This window comes from Rhizobium sp. CB3090 (assembly GCF_029714285.1).
GTDB lineage: Bacteria > Pseudomonadota > Alphaproteobacteria > Rhizobiales > Rhizobiaceae > Rhizobium.
The window spans coordinates 1,041,687-1,062,416 of sequence record NZ_CP121662.1 but is presented as its reverse complement, the minus strand read 5'-3'; the positions used below and the strand labels follow the sequence as shown (position 1 = coordinate 1,062,416).

General features: G+C 58.9%; 16 protein-coding genes and 1 tRNA gene. 2 read left to right on the top strand and 15 right to left on the bottom strand.

Annotation, left to right across the window (positions count from 1 at the left end; translation table 11 throughout):
* Positions 1–200 precede the first annotated feature (200 nt).
* The 4 genes from tuf to rpsL all read right to left on the bottom strand — a co-directional run bounded on the left by tuf (position 201) and on the right by rpsL (position 4,493).
* Positions 201–1,376, bottom strand: a complete 1,176-nt coding sequence (tuf, locus tag QA646_RS05160) for an elongation factor Tu (protein WP_283057958.1) — start codon at positions 1,374–1,376, stop codon at positions 201–203.
* Positions 1,377–1,443: 67 nt separating this feature from the next.
* The gene (fusA, locus tag QA646_RS05155) at positions 1,444–3,543 is read right to left on the bottom strand and encodes an elongation factor G (protein WP_283057969.1); all 2,100 of its coding nucleotides are present in this window, start codon (positions 3,541–3,543) and stop codon (positions 1,444–1,446) included.
* A gap of 30 nt (positions 3,544–3,573) precedes the next feature.
* The gene (gene rpsG, locus QA646_RS05150) at positions 3,574–4,044 is read right to left on the bottom strand and encodes a 30S ribosomal protein S7 (RefSeq protein ID WP_028755233.1); all 471 of its coding nucleotides are present in this window, start codon (positions 4,042–4,044) and stop codon (positions 3,574–3,576) included.
* A 77-nt stretch (positions 4,045–4,121) separates the two neighbouring features.
* Positions 4,122–4,493, bottom strand: a complete 372-nt coding sequence (gene rpsL / locus QA646_RS05145) for a 30S ribosomal protein S12 (protein WP_003507760.1) — start codon at positions 4,491–4,493, stop codon at positions 4,122–4,124.
* 507 nt (positions 4,494–5,000) lie between these two features.
* Here rpsL and QA646_RS05140 point away from each other — a divergent pair.
* The gene (locus QA646_RS05140) at positions 5,001–5,294 is read left to right on the top strand and encodes a transcriptional regulator (protein ID WP_107107806.1); all 294 of its coding nucleotides are present in this window, start codon (positions 5,001–5,003) and stop codon (positions 5,292–5,294) included.
* 92 nt (positions 5,295–5,386) lie between these two features.
* Positions 5,387–6,333 (top strand): IS630 family transposase gene (locus QA646_RS05135; RefSeq protein WP_283057968.1). Its coding sequence is split into 2 segments (ribosomal slippage): positions 5,387–5,726 and positions 5,726–6,333, totalling 948 coding nucleotides; the frame shifts between segments, so codons are not numbered across the junction.
* A gap of 124 nt (positions 6,334–6,457) precedes the next feature.
* Here QA646_RS05135 and rpoC read toward each other — a convergent pair.
* The 11 genes from rpoC to QA646_RS05080 all read right to left on the bottom strand — a co-directional run bounded on the left by rpoC (position 6,458) and on the right by QA646_RS05080 (position 20,697).
* Positions 6,458–10,669 (bottom strand): DNA-directed RNA polymerase subunit beta', encoded by a 4,212-nt coding sequence (gene rpoC, locus QA646_RS05130; protein WP_283057966.1) that lies wholly within the window; start codon positions 10,667–10,669, stop codon positions 6,458–6,460.
* A 190-nt stretch (positions 10,670–10,859) separates the two neighbouring features.
* Positions 10,860–15,002 carry a DNA-directed RNA polymerase subunit beta gene (gene rpoB, locus QA646_RS05125; RefSeq protein WP_283057965.1) on the bottom strand — a complete coding sequence of 1,381 codons (4,143 nt, stop codon included), beginning with the start codon at positions 15,000–15,002 and terminating at the stop codon, positions 10,860–10,862.
* A 263-nt stretch (positions 15,003–15,265) separates the two neighbouring features.
* Positions 15,266–15,649, bottom strand: a complete 384-nt coding sequence (gene rplL, locus QA646_RS05120) for a 50S ribosomal protein L7/L12 (RefSeq protein WP_283057964.1) — start codon at positions 15,647–15,649, stop codon at positions 15,266–15,268.
* A gap of 58 nt (positions 15,650–15,707) precedes the next feature.
* Positions 15,708–16,226: a 50S ribosomal protein L10 gene (rplJ, locus tag QA646_RS05115; protein WP_104822778.1), complete on the bottom strand. Its 519-nt coding sequence runs from the start codon at positions 16,224–16,226 to the stop codon at positions 15,708–15,710.
* A 333-nt stretch (positions 16,227–16,559) separates the two neighbouring features.
* Positions 16,560–17,258: a 50S ribosomal protein L1 gene (rplA, locus tag QA646_RS05110; RefSeq protein ID WP_028755227.1), complete on the bottom strand. Its 699-nt coding sequence runs from the start codon at positions 17,256–17,258 to the stop codon at positions 16,560–16,562.
* Positions 17,259–17,262: 4 nt separating this feature from the next.
* Entirely contained in the window at positions 17,263–17,694 is a 432-nt protein-coding gene (gene rplK / locus QA646_RS05105; protein ID WP_004123453.1) for a 50S ribosomal protein L11, read from the bottom strand.
* 179 nt (positions 17,695–17,873) lie between these two features.
* Complete coding sequence (gene nusG / locus QA646_RS05100; RefSeq protein WP_075857230.1) at positions 17,874–18,404, bottom strand: transcription termination/antitermination protein NusG; 531 nt, start codon at positions 18,402–18,404, stop codon at positions 17,874–17,876.
* An 18-nt stretch (positions 18,405–18,422) separates the two neighbouring features.
* On the bottom strand, positions 18,423–18,623 hold the full coding sequence (gene secE / locus QA646_RS05095; RefSeq protein ID WP_283057962.1) for a preprotein translocase subunit SecE: 201 nt from the start codon (positions 18,621–18,623) through the stop codon (positions 18,423–18,425).
* A 196-nt stretch (positions 18,624–18,819) separates the two neighbouring features.
* Positions 18,820–18,895: transfer RNA gene (locus QA646_RS05090), tRNA-Trp, on the bottom strand.
* A gap of 214 nt (positions 18,896–19,109) precedes the next feature.
* Positions 19,110–19,967 (bottom strand): 3-deoxy-manno-octulosonate cytidylyltransferase, encoded by an 858-nt coding sequence (locus tag QA646_RS05085; protein ID WP_283058975.1) that lies wholly within the window; start codon positions 19,965–19,967, stop codon positions 19,110–19,112.
* 43 nt (positions 19,968–20,010) lie between these two features.
* The gene (locus QA646_RS05080) at positions 20,011–20,697 is read right to left on the bottom strand and encodes a glycosyltransferase (protein ID WP_283057961.1); all 687 of its coding nucleotides are present in this window, start codon (positions 20,695–20,697) and stop codon (positions 20,011–20,013) included.
* Positions 20,698–20,730: the final 33 nt, after the last annotated feature.

Below are 20,730 nucleotides of genomic sequence, written 5' to 3'. Positions count from 1 at the left end.
ACGGCATCCCCATCCACTTTTTTAGACCTTTCGGCCCACCTTATTGTTAATCTCATTGGCCGCTTCGTTATCCGAAGCAGGCGCAAATCGCGCTCGCGCGCCATTTGCAACATTTCCATGTCATAAGCAAGCGGCTACAGCCGCTTGCATCATATTATTGTCATCGAATCGGCCACTCGGAGGGAGTGGCCGACTTTGAATTACTCGACGATGCTAGCGACGATGCCGGCGCCGACGGTGCGGCCGCCTTCGCGGATTGCGAAGCGCAGCTTTTCTTCCATCGCGATCGGAACGATCAGCTCGACGTCAACCGTGATGTTGTCGCCAGGCATGACCATTTCCGTGCCTTCCGGAAGCGTCACGATGCCGGTCACGTCCGTCGTGCGGAAGTAGAACTGCGGACGGTAATTCGTGAAGAACGGCGTATGACGGCCGCCTTCTTCCTTCGTCAGGATGTAGGCTTCGGCCTTGAACTTCTTGTGCGGCTTCACAGAACCCGGCTTGCACAGGATCTGGCCACGCTCGACGCCGTCACGGTTCACACCGCGGACCAGCGCACCGATGTTGTCGCCGGCCTGGCCCTGATCGAGCAGCTTGCGGAACATTTCAACGCCGGTCACCGTCGTCTTCGAGGTCGGACGAATGCCGACGATTTCGACTTCTTCACCAACCTTGATGATGCCACGCTCGACGCGGCCCGTCACAACCGTACCACGGCCCGAGATCGAGAACACGTCTTCGATCGGCATCAGGAACGGCTGGTCGATCGGACGCTCAGGCGTCGGGATGTAGGCGTCAACCTGAGCCATCAGCTCGCGGATCGCGTTTTCGCCGATTTCCTTGTTGCTGTCTTCCAGAGCAGCAAGGGCCGAACCCTTGACAACCGGAATGTCGTCGCCCGGGAAGTCGTAGGACGACAGAAGTTCGCGAACTTCAAGCTCGACGAGCTCGAGAAGCTCGGCGTCGTCAACCTGGTCGACCTTGTTCAGGAACACAACGATCGCCGGAACGCCAACCTGGCGGGCGAGCAGGATGTGTTCGCGCGTCTGCGGCATCGGGCCGTCGGCGGCCGAGCAAACCAGGATCGCGCCGTCCATCTGCGCGGCACCCGTGATCATGTTCTTCACATAGTCAGCGTGGCCGGGGCAGTCGACGTGGGCGTAGTGACGGGCAGCCGTCTCATACTCAACGTGTGCCGTCGAAATCGTGATGCCGCGGGCCTTTTCCTCCGGTGCCGCGTCGATCTGGTCATACGCCTTGAACTCACCGAAGAACTTCGTGATCGCTGCCGTCAGAGACGTCTTGCCGTGGTCAACGTGGCCGATCGTGCCGATGTTAACGTGCGGCTTATTGCGCTCAAACTTACTCTTTGCCATTTTCGGCTCTCCGTTTTTCCTGTCCCCGAGGGGATCAATTCTTGTTATCGGTCAATTGGTATTCCGGTCACTTCTGACCGGAATACTTTGCCTGGATTTCCTGTGCGACGTTCGACGGGACCGGCGAATAATGATCGAAGGTCATGGTGTACTGCGCGCGGCCCTGAGACATGGAGCGCAGGTTGTCGACGTATTTGAACATGTTTGCCAGCGGGACATTCGCGTTGATGACAACGGCGATACCGCGGCTTTCCTGACCCTGGATCTGGCCACGACGCGAGTTCAGGTCGCCGATGACGTCGCCGACGTAATCTTCCGGCGTCACGACTTCGACCTTCATCATCGGCTCGAGGAGTTGAGCACCGGCTTCGCGGGCTGCTTCACGGAAGCACGCACGTGCAGCGATTTCGAAGGCCAGAACCGACGAGTCGACGTCGTGGAAGGCACCGTCGATCAGCGTCGCCTTGACGCCGAGCATCGGGAAGCCAGCCAGCGGGCCCGAAGACAGAACGCTTTCGATGCCCTTCTGAACGCCCGGGATGTATTCCTTCGGAACAGCACCACCGACGATCTTGGACTCGAACTTGAAATCGTCGCCTTCCGGGTTCGGTTCGAACACGATCTTGACGCGAGCGAACTGACCGGTACCACCCGACTGCTTCTTGTGGGTGTAGTCCTTCTCGGTCTGACGCGTGATGGTTTCGCGGTAAGCAACCTGCGGCGCGCCGACGGTTGCTTCGACCTTGAATTCACGACGCATGCGGTCGACGATGATGTCGAGGTGAAGTTCACCCATGCCGGCAATGATCGTCTGACCCGATTCCTGGTCCGTCTTCACGCGGAAGGACGGATCTTCAGCAGCCAGGCGGTTGAGCGCGAGGCCCATCTTTTCCTGGTCGCCCTTGGTCTTCGGCTCGATCGCGATCTGAATGACCGGCTCGGGGAATTCCATGCGCTCGAGGATAACCGGCTTCAGCGGATCGCAGAGCGTATCGCCGGTGGTGGTTTCCTTGAGGCCAGCCAGAGCAACGATGTCGCCAGCGAAGGCTTCTTCGATGTCTTCACGCGAGTTGGAGTGCATCTGCAGCATACGGCCGACGCGCTCGCGCTTGTCCTTGACCGTGTTCATGACCGATGCGCCCTTTTCGAGCTTGCCGGAGTAGATGCGGGCAAACGTCAGCGAACCGACGAAGGGGTCGTTCATGATCTTGAACGCCAGCATGGAGAGCGGCTCGGCATCGTCAGCGTGACGGTGGATTTCAGCTTCCGTCTTGACGTCAATGCCCTTGATCGCCGGAATGTCGATCGGAGACGGCAGGTAATCGACCACAGCGTCGAGCAGCGGCTGAACGCCCTTGTTCTTGAAGGCGGTGCCGCAGAACATCGGATGGAACTTGACGTCGATGGTGCCGCGACGGACGAGCGCGCGGATCTGATCGTTGTCGGGCAGGTTGCCTTCCAGATAGGCTTCGGTCGCAGCTTCGTCGATCTCGACAACCGTCTCGATCAGCTTTTCGCGATATTCTTCAGCCTTGGCCTTCATGTCTTCCGGGATTTCGACGACGTCCCACTGGGCGCCGAGCGACTCGTCGCGCCAGATGAGGGCGTTCATCTCGATCAGGTCGACGACGCCCTTGAAATCGCTTTCAGCGCCGATCGGGAGCTGCATGACGACGGCGGTGGCCCCGAGGCGGCTCTTGATCATCTCGACCGAGCGATAGAAATCGGCACCGGTCTTGTCCATCTTGTTGCAGAAGATCATGCGCGGAACATGATACTTCTCAGCTTGACGCCAGACGGTTTCCGTCTGCGGCTCAACACCGGCGTTGGCGTCGAGCAGCGCGATAGCACCGTCGAGAACGCGCAGCGAACGCTCGACTTCGATGGTGAAGTCGACGTGGCCGGGGGTGTCGATGATGTTGAAGCGGCGCATCTTGCCGTCACGGCCCTTCCAGAAGGTCGTGGTGGCAGCAGAGGTGATCGTGATGCCACGCTCCTGCTCCTGCTCCATCCAGTCCATGGTGGCTGCGCCGTCGTGGACTTCGCCGATCTTGTGCGACTTGCCGGTGTAATAAAGAATACGCTCGGTCGTCGTGGTCTTGCCGGCGTCGATGTGCGCCATGATACCGAAATTGCGGTAGTCTTCGATTTTATATTCGCGAGCCATAGTGGACTGCCTTTCGGAAACCGTTCGGGATTACCAGCGATAATGCGAGAACGCACGGTTGGCGTCAGCCATCTTGTGCGTGTCTTCGCGCTTCTTGACGGCAGAGCCGCGGTTGTTGGAGGCATCAAGAAGTTCGCCGCAGAGACGGTCGACCATGGTGGTTTCGTTGCGCTTGCGGGCAGCAGCGATCAGCCAGCGAATGGCAAGAGCCTGACGGCGCTCGGGACGAACGTCGACCGGAACCTGATACGTAGCACCACCAACGCGGCGCGAGCGGACTTCAACGTGCGGAGCGATGTTATCCAAAGCCTGATGGAACACGCCGAGCGGCTCCTGCTTTGCCTTGCCCTGCACGGCGTCGAATGCGCCGTAAACGATGTTTTCAGCTACGGACTTCTTGCCGTCCAGCATGATGGCATTCATGAACTTCGTGACGACCAGATCGCCGAACTTCGGGTCCGGATTGATCTCGCGCTTTTCTGCTCTGTGACGTCGGGACATACTTCTCGTCTCTCAACTGTTAGCGGCGCTTTACAACGCGGAGAACCTCGCGCAGCGCCGGATTACCTGAAACCGAATTACTTCGGACGCTTTGCACCGTACTTGGAACGGCGCTGCTTGCGGTTCTTGACACCCTGAGTATCGAGAACGCCGCGGATGATGTGGTAGCGAACACCCGGAAGGTCCTTGACGCGGCCGCCACGGATCATGACGACGGAGTGTTCCTGAAGGTTGTGACCTTCACCCGGGATGTAGCCAATGACTTCGAAGCCGTTGGTCAGGCGGATCTTTGCGACCTTACGCAGAGCCGAGTTCGGCTTCTTCGGCGTCGTCGTGTAGACGCGGGTGCAAACACCACGCTTCTGCGGGTTCTCCTGAAGAGCGGGAACCTTATTACGCTTTACCTGCGCCTGGCGAGGCTTGCGGATTAGCTGGTTTACGGTAGGCATTCAACCATCCCTTGTGAATCTGTCTCGACACCCTTGCGGGCTTAACTCTCGCCGTCTCCGGCAACGACACACGTTCGCCTCAATGCGCAAAACGTGGCCCGATCCGCTTTCGCAGATGGACCACAAAAAAAGCAGAGGACGCGGTAAATTGCGTCTTGCGTGCAGCATTCGTGTCTTCAACGTGCGTTTGGAACCTTGTTTGAGGTGAACTCCAGAGCGCGTCGCTCCGAACAGCCATGCCTCACATGGGTCCCGATGGCGGCGGTACTACTGGTTTCCCGCAGGTTCGTCAAGGCCGGTTAAGAATTATCTTTGTCACAAACCCCGAAAATGCGGGCCAAACCAGCCGTTTGACGCCTCAGATGAGGAAATGGCATCGCTCCGGCAAGATAGACTTGGGTATTTCGTTAAAATCCCTATAAGGAATCACAGAAAGATAATTTCACTGGCCAGCAAGGGCAGTTCAGAGAATCGCTCGGCCGAATCGATACCACCGAAGGAAGGCCTATGATCACTGAGCCAGACAACGACAACAATTTCGACGGCCCCATGGTCTTCATCATTATCGGCAAGGGATATGAAACGGACGGCGGCGAAGGCGTCGACCTTCATGTCATGCTGAAGGCGCCGGATGACGACACCGCCGTGCGCGAAGCGCTGAACGCCCTTGCGGAGGAAGGCTTCATCGAGGCCGATCTCGATCAGATCGGCATGCTGACCGACGTGCCGGACGAAGAACCGCATGCCTCGGCCTATCAGGGCGCGCTGGAAGGCGAAGTGGCGATCATTCGCTTCCGTTAGAGCGGGATGAATTTAGGCGGAATCGGAATTGGGATTCCGTTTTGTGAGCAAATCAGATTCCTTATTCTGACCGGTAAAGGAGGCCGGGCAGAATGGCGCGACCTTTTTCGGATGATCTTCGAGACCGTGTTGTTGGTGCTGTGATGCACGAAGGGTTTTCGTGCCGGGCAGCGGCCAAACACTTCGGCGTCGGCATCAGTACCGCCATCGACTGGGTGCGACGCTTCCGCGAGACGGGCAGCGCAGCCCCCGGCCAGATGGGTGGGCACAAGCGACGGGCGATTTCGGGTGAGCATCGGGACTGGCTGATCGCACGTTGTCGCGGCAGCGCCTTTACGTTGCGTGGCTTGGTCCACGAGCTGGAGGCGCGCGGTCTGAAAGTGGACTATCGCTCCGTCTGGATCTTCGTGCATGACGAAGGGTTGAGTTATAAAAAAAGACGCTGGTCGCCTTCGAACGCAAACGGGCCGATGTCGTCGCGCGACGAGCTCGCTGGCTGAAGCATCGCCATCGCATCGATCCTGCCCGCCTGGTTTTCATCGACGAAACTTGGACAAAGACGAATATGGCGCCGCTCAGGGGCTGGGCGCCGCGCGGCGAACGACTACTCGGTGAGGCTCCCTTCGGTCACTGGAACACCATGACCTTCCTCGCCGCCTTGCGCATCGACCGCGTCAGTGCGCCCTTCATCCTCGACGGTCCGATCAATGGTGACCGCTTCCGCATCTATGTCGAACAGGTGTTGGTGCCGGAGCTCAACCCCGGCGACATTGTTGTGATGGATAATCTCGGTTCTCACAAAGCCAAGGTGATCCGCACCGCCATCCGCAAAGCTGGCGCCCACTTGTTCTTTCTGCCGCAATATTCTCCCGACCTCAATCCGATCGAACAGCTCTTCGCAAAGGTCAAACATCGGTTGCGAAAAGCCCAGGCTAGGACCCGTCAGGCCATCTACGACGTACTTGGAGACATCCTCCGCACCATTGCGCCACAAGAATGCTCAAACTACTTCATAAATGCTGGCTATGACCGGGCTTAAATTCATCCCGCTCTAAAATGGGATCGCGCTTCCCCACCCTCGCCTGCTCTTCACAACATGGATGCAAAAAGAAACCGCCCGGATCGCTCCGGGCGGTTTTTGATTCCAGCGTAACTCCAGCCGCTTATTCAGCGGCCGGGGCGTTTTCGTTGGCCATGTCCTGCAGCATCGGCGTGGCGACGGCGGCACCCGTACCCTTGCGGCGCTCTTCCAGGATCAGCTCGTCGCGAGCCGTCGCGATGCGACGGATTTGCGTCATGGTGCCACCGGTACCGGCCGGGATGAGACGGCCGACGATGACGTTTTCCTTCAGGCCCTGCAGACCGTCGGTCTTGCCGGCGATCGCAGCTTCCGTCAGCACCTTCGTCGTTTCCTGGAAGGACGCGGCGGAGATGAAGGACGGCGTCTGCAGCGACGCCTTGGTGATGCCGAGCAGAACCGGATCGCCATAAGCGGGCTTCTTGCCCTCTTCGATCAGGCGCTCGTTGGCGTCTTCCAGTTCGATACGGTCGACATTGTCGCCGACAATGTACTGGCTGTCGCCTGCATCGGTGATTTCCACCTTCTGCAGCATCTGACGGACAATCACCTCGATGTGCTTGTCGTTGATGACAACGCCCTGGAGGCGGTAAACTTCCTGGATTTCGTTGACGAGGTAGGAAGCCAGAGCCTCCACGCCCTTGATCGCCAGGATGTCGTGCGGAGCCGGGTTACCGTCGAGGATGTAGTCACCCTTTTCGATATAGTCGCCTTCCTGAAGGTGGAAGGGCTTGCCCTTCGGGATCAGGTATTCGACCGGCTCGACACCGTCTTCCGCCGGCTCGATGATGACGCGGCGCTTGTTCTTGTAGTCGCGGCCGAGGCGGATAGTACCATCGATCTCTGCGATGATGGCGTGGTCCTTCGGACGACGGGCTTCGAACAGTTCGGCAACGCGCGGCAGACCACCGGTGATGTCCTTGGTCTTGGCGCTTTCCAGCGGCGAACGGGCAAGAACGTCACCCTGCGACACCTTCTGACCCGGCTCGACGGACAGGATCGCGTCCACCGAGAGCAGGAAGCGAGCTTCACCGCCACGCGACAGCTTGGCGACATTGCCGCTGGCGTCCTTGACGACGATCGCCGGCTTCAGATCCGAACCGCGCGGCGTCGAACGCCAGTCGATGACCTGACGCTTGGTGATGCCGGTCGACTCGTCGGTCGCTTCGAGAACCGAGAGACCGTCGATGACGTCTTCGAAGTGCACCGTACCGGCCACTTCCGTCATCATCGGACGGGTATAAGGATCCCATTCTGCGAGACGCTGACCGCGCTTCACCTTATCGCCTTCGTCGACATGGAGCTTGGAGCCGTAAGCGACGCGCTGCGAAGAGCGTTCGACGCCACGTTCGTCCAAGATCTGCACCGTCATGTTGCGGCCCATGGCAACCAGGCTGCCTTCGGAGTTGCGCAGCATGTTGCGGTTCTTGATCTGCACCGTGCCTTCATACGAGGCTTCCAGGAACGACTGGTCGACCACGGTCGCCGTGCCGCCCAAGTGGAAGGTACGCATGGTGAGCTGCGTGCCCGGCTCACCGATCGACTGAGCGGCGATGACGCCGACAGCCTCACCGATGTTGACCGGCGTACCGCGAGCCAGGTCACGGCCGTAGCAAACCGAGCAGACACCCGTCTGGATTTCGCAGGTCAGCGCCGAACGGATGCGGATCGACTGGATACCAGCCTTTTCGATCTCGACGACATCCGGCTCGAGGATCATCTTGCCGGCATCGACGATGCGCTCACCCGTGACCGGATGATCGATATCGTCCAGCGCCGTACGGCCGAGGATGCGGGCGCCGAGCGAGGCGACGACCTGACCGGCATCGACGATGGCAGTCATGGTAAGGCCGGTTTCGGTGCCGCAATCGATGTGCGTCACGATGCAATCCTGCGCGACGTCGACGAGACGACGGGTCAGGTAGCCGGAGTTCGCGGTCTTCAAGGCGGTGTCCGCCAGACCCTTACGGGCGCCGTGCGTCGAGTTGAAGTACTCGTTCACGGTCAGGCCTTCCTTGAAGTTTGAGATGATCGGCGTCTCGATGATTTCGCCCGACGGCTTGGCCATGAGGCCGCGCATGCCGCCCAACTGACGCATCTGGTTCGGAGAACCGCGGGCGCCCGAGTGGCTCATCATGTAAATCGAGTTCATCGGCTTCTGGCGACCGGTCTTCTCGTCGAATTCGACGGCCTTAATACGGGCCATCATTTCTTCGGCGACCTTTTCCGTGGCCTTGCCCCAGGCGTCGACAACCTTGTTGTACTTTTCGCCCTGGGTGATCAGACCGTCGTTGTACTGCTGCTCGTATTCCTTCACGAGCGCTTCGGTATCGCCGACGATCTTCGCCTTGGTGCTCGGGATGACCATGTCGTCCTTGCCGAACGAAATGCCGGCGCGGCAGGCATGGGCAAAGCCAAGCTGCATGATGCGGTCGCAGAAAATGACTGTGTCCTTCTGGCCGCAGTGACGGTAGACCGTGTCGATCATCTTGGAGATGTTCTTCTTGGTCATTTCCTGGTTGCAGATGTCGAAGGTCACCTTGCCGTGCTTCGGCAGCAGTTCGCCGATCAACAGACGGCCAGGGGTCGTTTCATAGATCTTCGAATAGGGCTTACCCTCTTCGTCAATCGACTTGAAGCGGCCACGGATCTTCGAGTGCAGCGTCACGACCTTGTTTTCCAGAGCGTGATGCAGCTCGCCGAGATCGGAGAAGGCCATGCCTTCGCCCGGCTCGTTCTGGTTCAGGATCGAGAGGTAATAGAGACCGAGAACCATGTCCTGCGACGGAACGATGATCGGCGCGCCGTTTGCCGGATGCAGGATGTTGTTGGTCGACATCATCAGCACGCGGGCTTCGAGCTGGGCTTCGAGCGACAGCGGCACGTGAACGGCCATCTGGTCACCGTCGAAGTCGGCGTTGAAGGCCGTGCAGACGAGCGGGTGCAACTGAATGGCCTTGCCTTCGACCAGCATGGGTTCGAAGGCCTGGATGCCCAGGCGGTGCAGCGTCGGCGCGCGGTTCAGGAGAACCGGGTGCTCGCGGATGACCTCGTCGAGGATATCCCAAACTTCCGGCTTTTCCTTTTCAACCAGCTTCTTGGCCTGCTTGACGGTCGAGGAATACCCCTTGGCGTCGAGGCGGGCGTAGATGAACGGCTTGAACAGTTCGAGCGCCATCTTCTTCGGCAAGCCGCACTGATGCAGCTTCAGCTCCGGACCGGTCACGATGACCGAACGGCCGGAATAATCGACACGCTTGCCGAGCAGGTTCTGACGGAAGCGGCCTTGCTTGCCCTTCAGCATATCGGACAGCGACTTCAGCGGACGCTTGTTGGCGCCGGTGATGACGCGGCCGCGACGGCCGTTGTCGAACAGCGCATCGACAGATTCCTGCAGCATGCGCTTTTCGTTGCGGATGATGATGCCCGGAGCACGCAGTTCGATGAGGCGCTTCAGACGGTTGTTACGGTTGATGACGCGGCGATAGAGATCGTTCAGATCCGAGGTCGCGAAACGGCCGCCATCGAGCGGCACCAGCGGACGCAGGTCCGGCGGGATGACCGGGACGACCTTCATGATCATCCATTCCGGACGGTTGCCGGATTCCATGAAGTTCTCGACGATCTTCAGGCGCTTCATCAGCTTCTTCTGCTTGAGATCCGACGTGGTATCGGCAAGCTCGGAGCGCAGGTCGCCGGCGATCTTTTCGAGGTTCATGCTGGCCAGCATCTCGTAGATCGCTTCAGCGCCGATCATGGCGGTGAACTGGTCTTCGCCATATTCGTCGACGGCGAGCATGTACTCTTCTTCCGTCAGGAGCTGGTGCTCCTTGAGCGCGGTCAGGCCCGGCTCAGTGACGATGTAGTTTTCGAAGTAGAGGACGCGCTCGACATCCTTCAGCGTCATGTCGAGTAGCGTGGAAATGCGGCTCGGCAGCGACTTCAGGAACCAGATGTGGGCAACGGGAGCGGCGAGCTCGATGTGGCCCATGCGCTCACGGCGAACGCGCGACAGCGTGACTTCGACGCCGCACTTTTCGCAGATGATGCCCTTGTACTTCATGCGCTTGTACTTGCCGCACAGGCACTCGTAATCCTTGATCGGGCCGAAGATTCGCGCGCAGAACAGACCATCGCGTTCCGGCTTGAACGTACGATAGTTGATCGTCTCCGGCTTCTTGATCTCACCATAAGACCAGGAAAGAATCTTCTCCGGCGATGCGATCGAAATCCGGATGGAATCGAAATTCTGTGCAGGCACCTGCGGATTGAAAAGATTCATGACCTCTTGGTTCATGCCTGTCTCCTTTAGGGGCGAAACGCCCTCGAATTGCAATCAGTGCCGGCAAATTCCCGGGAACCGGACTGACGCCTTAAAACGACAATAACCGCAGAATGCGGCGAAATCGTCCCTGCCTAGCACCACACGAATTCGGGCGCCGGCGGGAACGGTGCGCGCTGACGGACAGCGCGCACCCTATCGGCTTTTACTCCGCTGCGTCCGGAAGCTGGCCGGCAGCCTGCAGATCGTCGACCTTGGAGTTTTCCAATTCGACGCTGAGGCCCAGCGACCGCATTTCCTTGACGAGAACGTTGAAGCTCTCCGGAATGCCCGCTTCGAAGGTGTCGTCGCCACGAACGATGGCTTCGTAGACCTTGGTGCGGCCGGCCACGTCGTCCGACTTGACCGTGAGCATTTCCTGCAGCGTGTAGGCTGCGCCGTAAGCTTCGAGCGCCCAAACTTCCATTTCGCCGAAGCGCTGACCGCCGAACTGCGCCTTACCGCCCAGCGGCTGCTGGGTGACGAGCGAGTACGGGCCGATCGAGCGAGCGTGGATCTTGTCATCGACCAGGTGGTTCAGCTTCAGCATGTAGATGTAGCCAACCGTGACCTGGCGGTCGAACTGCTCGCCGGTACGACCGTCATAGAGCGTCGACTGGCCGGTCTGCTTCAGACCTGCCATTTCGAGCATCTCGTTGACGTCGACTTCGCCCGCGCCGTCGAAGACCGGGGTCGCGATGGACACGCCACGCTTCCACTGATCAGCCAGACGCAGAACCGACGCGTCGTCATACTCGTGAACGTCGTCGCTCTTCGGACCGTCGCCGACGACCATATCGATCGTCTGACGCAGAGGCTCGATATTGCCGCTTGCCTTATAGGCTTCGATCAGCTCGCCGATCTGACGACCCATGCCGGCGCAAGCCCAGCCAAGGTGCGTCTCAAGGATCTGACCGACGTTCATGCGCGACGGCACGCCGAGCGGGTTCAGCACGATGTCGACATGCGTACCGTCTTCGAGGAACGGCATATCTTCGACCGGCACGATGCGCGATACGACGCCCTTGTTGCCATGACGGCCGGCCATCTTGTCGCCCGGCTGGATCTTGCGCTTCACAGCGACGAAGACCTTGACCATCTTCATGACGCCCGGAGGCATTTCATCGCCGCGCTGGACCTTCTCGACCTTGTCCATGAAGCGCTGTTCGAGGCGCGACTTGGATTCGTCGTACTGACCGCGCAGAGCTTCGAGCTCGCCCTGGACCTTTTCGTCCTCGACGGCAAACATCCACCACTGCGAGCGCGGATATTCGGAGACGACGGCGTTGGACAGTTCCGTGCCCTTCTTGAAGCTCTTCGGACCGGCAAGTGCGACCTGGCCACGGAGCATTTCGATCAGGCGGCCGTAGACGTTACGGTCGAGGATCGCCTGTTCGTCGTCGCGGTCCTTGGCGAGACGTTCGATCTCTTCGCGCTCGATCGCCATGGCGCGTTCGTCCTTCTCGACGCCGTGGCGGTTGAAGACGCGAACTTCGACGACCGTACCGTAGGTGCCGGGCGGCATGCGCATGGAGGTGTCGCGAACGTCGGACGCCTTTTCACCGAAGATGGCGCGCAGGAGCTTTTCTTCCGGCGTCATCGGGCTTTCGCCCTTCGGCGTGATCTTGCCAACTAGGATATCGCCCGGCTGAACTTCGGCGCCGATGTATACGATGCCGGCTTCGTCCAGGTTCTTCAGCGCTTCTTCCGAAACGTTCGGAATGTCGCGGGTGATTTCTTCCGGACCGAGCTTGGTGTCGCGCGCCATCACTTCGAATTCTTCGATGTGGATGGAGGTGAACACGTCGTCGGCAACGATACGCTCGGAGAGCAGGATCGAGTCTTCGTAGTTGTAGCCGTTCCACGGCATGAACGCGACGAGCACGTTGCGGCCGAGCGCCAGATCGCCGAGATCAGTCGACGGACCGTCGGCCAGGATGTCGCCCTTGTTGACCACGTCGCCAACGGTGACCAGCGGACGCTGGTTGACGCAGGTGTTCTGGTTCGAACGCTGGAACTTCATCAGGCGGTAGATATCCACACCGGACTTCGACGGATCGAGGTCTTCGGTGGCACGGATAACGATACGCGTTGCGTCGACCTGGTCGACAACGCCGCCGCGGCGGGCGCCGATAGCAGCGCCGGAGTCACGGGCGACGACCGGCTCCATGCCGGTGCCGACGAACGGAGCTTCGGCACGCAGAAGCGGCACGGCCTGACGCTGCATGTTCGAGCCCATGAGAGCGCGGTTGGCGTCGTCGTTTTCCAGGAACGGGATCAGAGCGGCTGCGACCGAAACGAGCTGCTTCGGCGAGACGTCCATCAGGTTGATGTTGTCGCGCGGAGCCAGCATGACTTCGCCGGCATGACGGCAAACGACGAATTCCTCGATGAAGGAGCCGTCGGTGTCGAGCTCGGCGTTGGCCTGCGCAACGTAGTACTTCGCCTCTTCCATGGCGGAGAGGTAGAGCACATCGTTGGTCACCTTACCGTCGATGATGCGGCGATAAGGGCTTTCGATGAAGCCGTACTTGTTGACGCGGGCAAAGGTCGCCAGCGAGTTGATGAGACCGATGTTCGGACCTTCCGGCGTTTCGATCGGGCAAATACGACCATAGTGGGTCGGATGCACGTCGCGGACTTCGAAGCCGGCGCGTTCGCGGGTCAGACCGCCCGGGCCGAGAGCCGAGAGACGGCGCTTGTGGGTGATTTCCGAGAGCGGATTCACCTGGTCCATGAACTGCGAAAGCTGCGAGGAGCCGAAGAATTCGCGAACGGCGGCAGCAGCCGGCTTCGCATTGATCAGGTCCTGCGGCATGACAGTGTCGATCTCGATCGAGGACATGCGTTCCTTGATCGCACGCTCCATGCGCAGCAGGCCGAGGCGGTACTGGTTTTCCATCAGCTCGCCGACCGAACGGACACGGCGGTTGCCGAGGTTGTCGATGTCGTCGATTTCGCCCTTGCCGTCGCGCAGTTCGACCAGCATCTTGACCACGGCCAGGATGTCGTCCTTGCGCAGGATGCGAACGGTGTCTTCGACGTCGAGGTCGAGGCGCATGTTCATCTTCACGCGGCCGACGGCGGAGAGGTCGTAACGCTCCGCATCGAAGAACAGCGAGTTGAACATGGCTTCGGCCGATTCCATGGTCGGCGGCTCACCCGGACGCATGACGCGGTAGATGTCGAACAGAGCGTCCTGACGGTTCTCGTTCTTATCGGCGGACAGCGTGTTGCGGATGTAAGCGCCGACATTGATATGGTCGATGCCGAGAACCGGGATTTCGTCGAAACCGGCCTTGAGGATGATCGGCAGGGTCTTCTCGTCGATTTCGTCGCCGGCTTCGAGATAGATCTCACCAGTCCGGAAGTTGACGATGTCTTCCGCCAGGAAGAGGCCGTAAAGCTCTTCGTCGGTGGCCTTCAAGGCCTTGAGGCCCTTTTCCTGCAACTGACGCAGAAGGCGCGGGGTCAGCTTCTTACCGCCTTCGACCACGACTTCGCCGGTATCGGCGTCGATCATGTCGGCAACGGTCTTGGCGCCCTTCAGTGTTTCCGCCTTGAAGGGAATGCGCCAGCCTTCGCCGTCGCGCTGGTAGAGCGACTTCGTGTAGAAGGTCGACAGGATTTCTTCGCCATCCATGCCGAGCGCCATCAGCAGCGACGTCACCGGAATCTTGCGGCGGCGGTCGATACGGGCGTAGACGATATCCTTGGCGTCGAATTCGATATCGAGCCAGGAACCGCGATACGGAATGACGCGAGCAGCAAAGAGCAGCTTGCCGGAAGAATGGCTCTTGCCCTTGTCGTGGTCGAAGAAAACGCCCGGCGAACGGTGCATCTGGGACACGATAACGCGCTCGGTGCCGTTCACGATGAAGGTACCGTTGTTCGTCATGAGCGGCATGTCGCCCATGTAAACGCTCTGTTCCTTGATGTCCTTGATGGACTTCGCGCCGGTATCCTCATCGATATCGAACACGATCAGACGGAGAGTAACCTTCAGCGGCGCCGCATAAGTCAGGTCGCGCTGGCGGCATTCGTCGACGTCGAACTTCGGCGGTTCGAATTCATAGGACACGAACTCCAGCATGGAGGCGCCGGAAAAGTCGGTGATCGGGAAAACCGACTTGAATACGGCCTGGAGACCCTCGTCAGGGCGGCCGCCCTTGGGCTCTTCGACCATGAGGAACTGATCGTAGGACGCCTTCTGAACCTCGATGAGGTTCGGCATCTCTGCGACTTCGGGAATCTTACCAAAAAACTTGCGTACGCGCCTGCGACCATTGAACGAAAGGGTCTGAGCCATCGTCGCTCCTTTAAAATCCTGCACCCGGGCCTGCAACGGATGGGAACCGCTGGCCAGGCGACCCCATCAATCAATGAGTAGTTCAATCTCGTCTAACTAACCGAAAACCGCTCGGCACGGATTGCGTCGCGGTTCGGTCTGAGACCATCCTCTTGAAGAACCCATTACCCAAAAGCCGTTTTCGCCGCGGCTTTTGGGTAATTTGTTCGGAAAAACGGCAAATGGGAGGCGGCAAAATGCTACCTCCCAAAGCAGTTTCAAGCTTACTTGACGTCGGCCTTTGCGCCAGCGTCTTCAAGCTTCTTCTTGATGTCAGCGGCTTCAGCCTTGGAAACGCCTTCCTTGACAGCCTTCGGAGCGGCTTCAACGAGGTCCTTGGCTTCCTTGAGGCCGAGACCGGTGATGGCGCGGACTTCCTTGATGACGTTGATCTTGTTCGCGCCGGCATCAGCGAGGATGACGTCGAACTCGGTCTTTTCTTCTTCAGCCGGAGCAGCAGCGCCGCCAGCAGCGCCGCCAACGGCAGCAACAGCTACCGGAGCAGCAGCGGAAACGCCCCACTTTTCTTCGAGGAGCTTGGACAGTTCTGCGGCTTCGAGAACGGTCAGCGAGGAGAGGTCTTCAACGATCTTTGCGAGATCAGCCATTTTTGTAGTTCCTTTTGTTCGGTTCGAACTGGTTGATTATGAACAGCGAAAAACCGCCTTAAGCGGCTTCGTCCTTCTTGGCGTAGGCCGAGAACACGCGAGCAAGCTGGCTTGCCGGTGCTGCAACCACACCTGCGATGCGGGTAGCCGGAGTCTGGATCATGCCCAGCAGCTTTGCACGCAGCTCGTCCAGCGAAGGCAGGGTCGCGAGCGACTTGACGCCTTCGGGGTTGAGCGTGGTTGTTCCCATGGCGCCGCCCAGAACAACGATCTTATCGTTGGTCTTGGCGAAATCCACGACGACCTTCGGAGCGGTAATCGGATCGGTGCTGTATGCGATCAGCGTCTGACCCGTGAAGAGATTGGAAATCCCTTCTGCATCCGTGCCCTGAAGAGCAATTTTGGCCAGGCGGTTCTTCGCGACTTTGACGGTGCCGCCAGCAGCGCGCATCTTGGAACGGAAATCGTTCATCTGAGCGACTGTAGCACCAGCATAGTGGGCCACGACAACCGAGCCCGAAGCCTTGAAGACTTCGTTCAGTTCCGTGACGAATTCGCGTTTTTCCGCTCTTTCCACTGCTTTTCTCCAGTTGACAGGACCGCGATAAACGGACCTGCCGGGTTGCCTTTTGCCTCCTGGGATCAGCTAAGAGATCCCAAGCGACGCTTGAGGATCCTGTCCCCTCGCGCTCGAGCCCTAAGGCTCCAAGGCACAAGGCATCCAAGGCTCGAACCGAGTTCATTGAAGCTGAGCTTCTTCAAAATTCGGGTCTTACCCGTCTCATGCAGGCAAAGTGATTAAGGTCTCAACCACCTGCAATCTCGGACAGGAATTCCGGATTTCTCCGGATATCCTGGCCCCGAAGGGCCAGGAATTCTAAAATGCCGGGCTATAGGCCCGGCAGAACCATTAGGCGCTCGGCGCCGTAACCGTCGACGGCTCGATCTTGACGCCCGGGCCCATGGTCGAAGAGATGGCTACGCGCTTGACGTAGTTGCCCTTTGCACCGGCCGGCTTCGCCTTGATGACGGCGTCGGCGAAGGCGCGGATGTTTTCTTCCAGAGCCTTGGCATCGAAGGAGGCCTTGCCGATACCGGCATGGACGATACCAGCCTTCTCGACGCGGAACTCGACAGCGCCGCCCTTGGAGGCTTCAACAGCACCCTTGACGTCCATGGTGACCGTGCCGACCTTCGGGTTCGGCATCATGCCGCGCGGGCCGAGGACCTTACCGAGACGGCCGACGAGCGGCATCATGTCCGGGGTCGCGATGCAACGATCGAAGTCGATCTTGCCGCCCTGAACGATTTCGACGAGGTCTTCGGCGCCGACGATATCAGCACCGGCAGCCTTGGCTTCGTCAGCCTTGGCGCCACGAGCGAAGACGGCAACGCGAACCGTACGGCCGGTGCCGTTCGGCAGATTGACGACGCCGCGAACCATCTGGTCGGCGTGACGCGGGTCAACGCCGAGGTTCATCGCGATTTCGACGGTTTCGTCGAACTTGGCAACAGCCCGTTCCTTGACCATACCGATAGCCTGGGTCAGAGCATAGAGCTTGGTGGGATCAACGCCTTCGCGGATCTTCTGAATACGCTTTGCAACCATGGTCTTAACCTACCACTTCCAGGCCCATGGCGCGGGCAGAGCCCTCGATCATGGCCATTGCGCCTTCGATATCGGCGGCGTTCAGATCCTTCATCTTGGCTTCGGCAATCGACTTGACCTGAGCCTTGGTCAGCGTGCCAGCCTTGGCACCCTTGCCCGGGGTCTTCGAGCCGGACTGGATCTTCGCTTCCTTCTTCAGGAAGTAGCTGACCGGCGGCTGCTTCATGACGAAGGTGAAGGACTTGTCCTGGTAGTAGGTGATGACGACCGGGATCGGCATACCCTTTTCCATTTCCTGCGTGGCGGCATTGAACGCCTTGCAGAATTCCATGATGTTAATGCCACGCTGACCAAGCGCAGGACCGATCGGCGGCGACGGATTCGCCGAGCCGGCCTTAACCTGCAGCTTGAGCTGGCCTGCAACTTTCTTAGCCATATCTCTCTGCCTTTCTACATGACCGGTTGCCCGGTCTACTATGCCGGATTGCTCCGGCGGCTGCGGTTGCGTGGTGCGGATCAAAAGGTCCGGCTAAGACCCCTGCCCTTCCACGCGGATTGCGGCTTCGCCGCGAGGTGCAAGCAAACATTTGCCTACACCCAAACTCAAATGAACGATCAGACCTTCTCGACCTGACTGTATTCCAGCTCGACCGGCGTAGCGCGGCCGAAAATCGACACTTCCACCTTCAGGCGCGAACGCTCTTCGTCCACATCCTGAACCGTGCCGTTGAACGATGCAAACGGACCGTCGGAAACGCGGACCTGCTCGCCGATCTCGAAGGATACAGAAGCCTTCGGCCGCTCGACGCCTTCCTGGACCTGACCGAGAATGCGCTCGGCCTCATAGTCCGGAATCGGAACGGGCTTATTGTCGGAGCCGAGGAAACCTGTGACCTTCGGCGTATTCTTGATCAGGTGATAGGCTTCATCCGTCAGGTTGGCGCGCACCAGCACGTAACCCGGGAAGAACTTGCGCTCGCTATCGACCTTGCGGCCGCGGCGCACTTCAACCACCTTTTCGGTCGGCACAAGGATCTTCTCGAACAGATGCTCGAGACCCTTCTGCTTGGCCTTCTCCTCGATGGATTCAGCCACCTTCTTTTCGAAATTTGAATAAGCGTGGACGATGTACCAACGTGCCGCCATGTTCATCTCCACCCGATATCAATTGCCGGTATTCAGCACGTAGCCAAGAATCCAGCCAATGAGCTGGTCAGCAGCAAAGAAAAACAGCGAGGCGAAAATGACCATGACAAGCACCATCACCGTCGAGATCATCGTCTCGCGGCGGGACGGCCAAGTGATTTTCGACGTCTCGGAGCGGACCTGCTGCAGAAACGCAAGTGGATTCGATTTGGATGCCATTGACTGCCCACGCAATTACGGCGCGTAAAGCTGAACATATCAGCCCCACGCACCGCGTGTCTGTTGAACCCTACATAAACATCGATTCCCAATTTAACAAGAGGGAATTCGGTGCTTTCGAAAATTTGCCGCCAAACCGGCATAATCCCCAACCTAAGAAGCAGCGAAACCGACGCGCTATTCAAATCAAGGAAAATGGCAGGGGCAGCAGGGCTCGAACCTACGACCTGCGGTTTTGGAGACCGCCGCTCTACCAACTGAGCTATACCCCTTTATGCTTCGATCATTAGCACCGAGCGGTGACCCGCCAGAGCCTTTCGAGAACATGGCGCTCCTTTAAGACGGGACGAAACGATTGGCAAGTGCGTTTTTCGTTTTTTCCCAAGAGGGTGCGCAGCTTTGTTCGACCCAGGCAATTCACGAGACCGTAGACCACGGGAATTGCAGACTACCCAGCGCCTCCCGAATGGGTCGCGCAGGCAATTCTCAACCTTCCTTCGGCTCTCCCGGCGTTCCCTTGGGCTTTCGCTTGAGGAATTTCGGCCTGAGACGACGCAGAAAATTGTCTGTGGAACGAATCACATTGGTCAACGAGATCAGCTTATCCACTTCGGCGTCGGAATTGCCCAGCCGCTCGGACAGCACCTCTGCCGCAGCCAGGGCAATTTCAGCCGGCGGAACCTCTGAGAAGCGCTCAGCAAGCTTGATGTAGGGATTGAGCGAAACGCCGCCATGGATGGTGATCTTCCCAAGACGGGCAAAGAGGCGGAGGAAGGTCTGCTCGAAGGTCCAGTCGTGAACCGACACCACCCTCCATTTTTCACTGCGCTTGGCCGAGAAGCCGGCAAGAACGATAGCGCCCGGCAGCTTCAGATCGCTCAGCCAAAGCGCCATGGCAAAGCCGCTCGTCGGCGTCTTGCCCTCCGTGTAGAAATCGCTGCAGAAGCCGACGAGATCGAGATGGCCGGTCGGCGCGCCCTGGAAATCGGCGGCAGGGTTCAGCTTTTCCTCCCGCCCGAGGCGGATGTTCATGATCCCGAGAAAATACTCCTTCGGGAAGAATTTGACCACGTCGCCCACCTCGCCCCGATAGACGATGTTGGCGCCGCGCGGCTGTCCGCGCGAAATCAGCAGCGAATGGCCATGGAACGGACGATCCAGGACCTTATAGACCTTATTGAAGAAGATGAAGAGCGCGCTCGAAGGAAACTGCTGCTGAAGGCTGCCGATATCGACCGCATCGCTGTTTGCAACAAGAACGATGTGGGAGAAGGCCGCCAGCACGGACCGCCATTCATCGGCGGTCGTCAAGCCTGCGGCGGCCCCTGCAGCCGGGGAGCCGATTTCGTTGTTTCCTGCTTCGAGGTCCACGCCTGATCCAGCCCGATTACTTCTGCTGGACGTGCAGCATGCGATCACGCATGGCGAACCATTCTTCGGCATAGTCGTCGTTGCGATACTCGTCGAAATACGGACCGCCATCGGTGAAATGCACCAGTTGCGCATCCGACCGGTAGTCATATTCGTTGACAAGGTAATTCCAGGTCACGGGAACCTCGCCGATCTGATCTTCGCTTTCCAGCCATTTGAACTGGTGAAGCTGCAGGCCCGTGGCGGTGTTGACATAATCCTTCGTCAATGCCCGGCATTTGGCATTGTTGAAAAGGATCATGCTCGACCAGTTCTTCTTTTCATATTTGGTCTGGGTCTGGCCGAGGAACTTCGTCTCGATTTTCGGCTGGTAGTCGTGCTTGACGCACATTGCGGCATAGCGGTCGTCGCGCAGCTTCCAAAGCTCGGCAATATCGGCCCGAGCCAGCATGTCGCAGTCCATGAAGATGCTCCAGCCCTCGTAATCGCTGAGGTAGGGAACCAGGAAGCGGGAGAAGGAAAATTCGGTCGACTGCAGCGGGTTGCGCTCGCGTGTGAAAATGCCGTCGAGATTGCTGAGAACGATCGGCGAAAAAACCACCGGAATCGAAGAATGCTCGATTATGCTTTGCGCGAGGACGTGATAGGCGACGACCTCCTTGGAATCAAAGCCGACAAAAATACGTGCAACACCGTCGTTCATAGTCCCTCCGAAGCGGCTGACCACCAAAAGAGA

Bases quoted from the DNA above. Each gene is read 5' to 3' on its own strand.
- fusA (WP_283057969.1), bottom strand. From the start codon at position 3,543: ATGGCTCGCGAATATAAAATCGAAGACTACCGCAATTTCGGTATCATG.
- QA646_RS05080 (WP_283057961.1), bottom strand. From the start codon at position 20,697: ATGAACGACGGTGTTGCACGTATTTTTGTCGGCTTTGATTCCAAGGAG.
- rplA (WP_028755227.1), bottom strand. From the start codon at position 17,258: ATGGTTGCAAAGCGTATTCAGAAGATCCGCGAAGGCGTTGATCCCACC.
- secE (WP_283057962.1), bottom strand. From the start codon at position 18,623: ATGGCATCCAAATCGAATCCACTTGCGTTTCTGCAGCAGGTCCGCTCC.
- rpoC (WP_283057966.1), bottom strand. From the start codon at position 10,669: ATGAACCAAGAGGTCATGAATCTTTTCAATCCGCAGGTGCCTGCACAG.
- QA646_RS05140 (WP_107107806.1), top strand. From the start codon at position 5,001: ATGATCACTGAGCCAGACAACGACAACAATTTCGACGGCCCCATGGTC.
- rpsL (WP_003507760.1), bottom strand. From the start codon at position 4,493: ATGCCTACCGTAAACCAGCTAATCCGCAAGCCTCGCCAGGCGCAGGTA.
- rpsG (WP_028755233.1), bottom strand. From the start codon at position 4,044: ATGTCCCGACGTCACAGAGCAGAAAAGCGCGAGATCAATCCGGACCCG.
- rplL (WP_283057964.1), bottom strand. From the start codon at position 15,649: ATGGCTGATCTCGCAAAGATCGTTGAAGACCTCTCCTCGCTGACCGTT.
- tuf (WP_283057958.1), bottom strand. From the start codon at position 1,376: ATGGCAAAGAGTAAGTTTGAGCGCAATAAGCCGCACGTTAACATCGGC.
- rplK (WP_004123453.1), bottom strand. From the start codon at position 17,694: ATGGCTAAGAAAGTTGCAGGCCAGCTCAAGCTGCAGGTTAAGGCCGGC.
- nusG (WP_075857230.1), bottom strand. From the start codon at position 18,404: ATGGCGGCACGTTGGTACATCGTCCACGCTTATTCAAATTTCGAAAAG.
- rpoB (WP_283057965.1), bottom strand. From the start codon at position 15,002: ATGGCTCAGACCCTTTCGTTCAATGGTCGCAGGCGCGTACGCAAGTTT.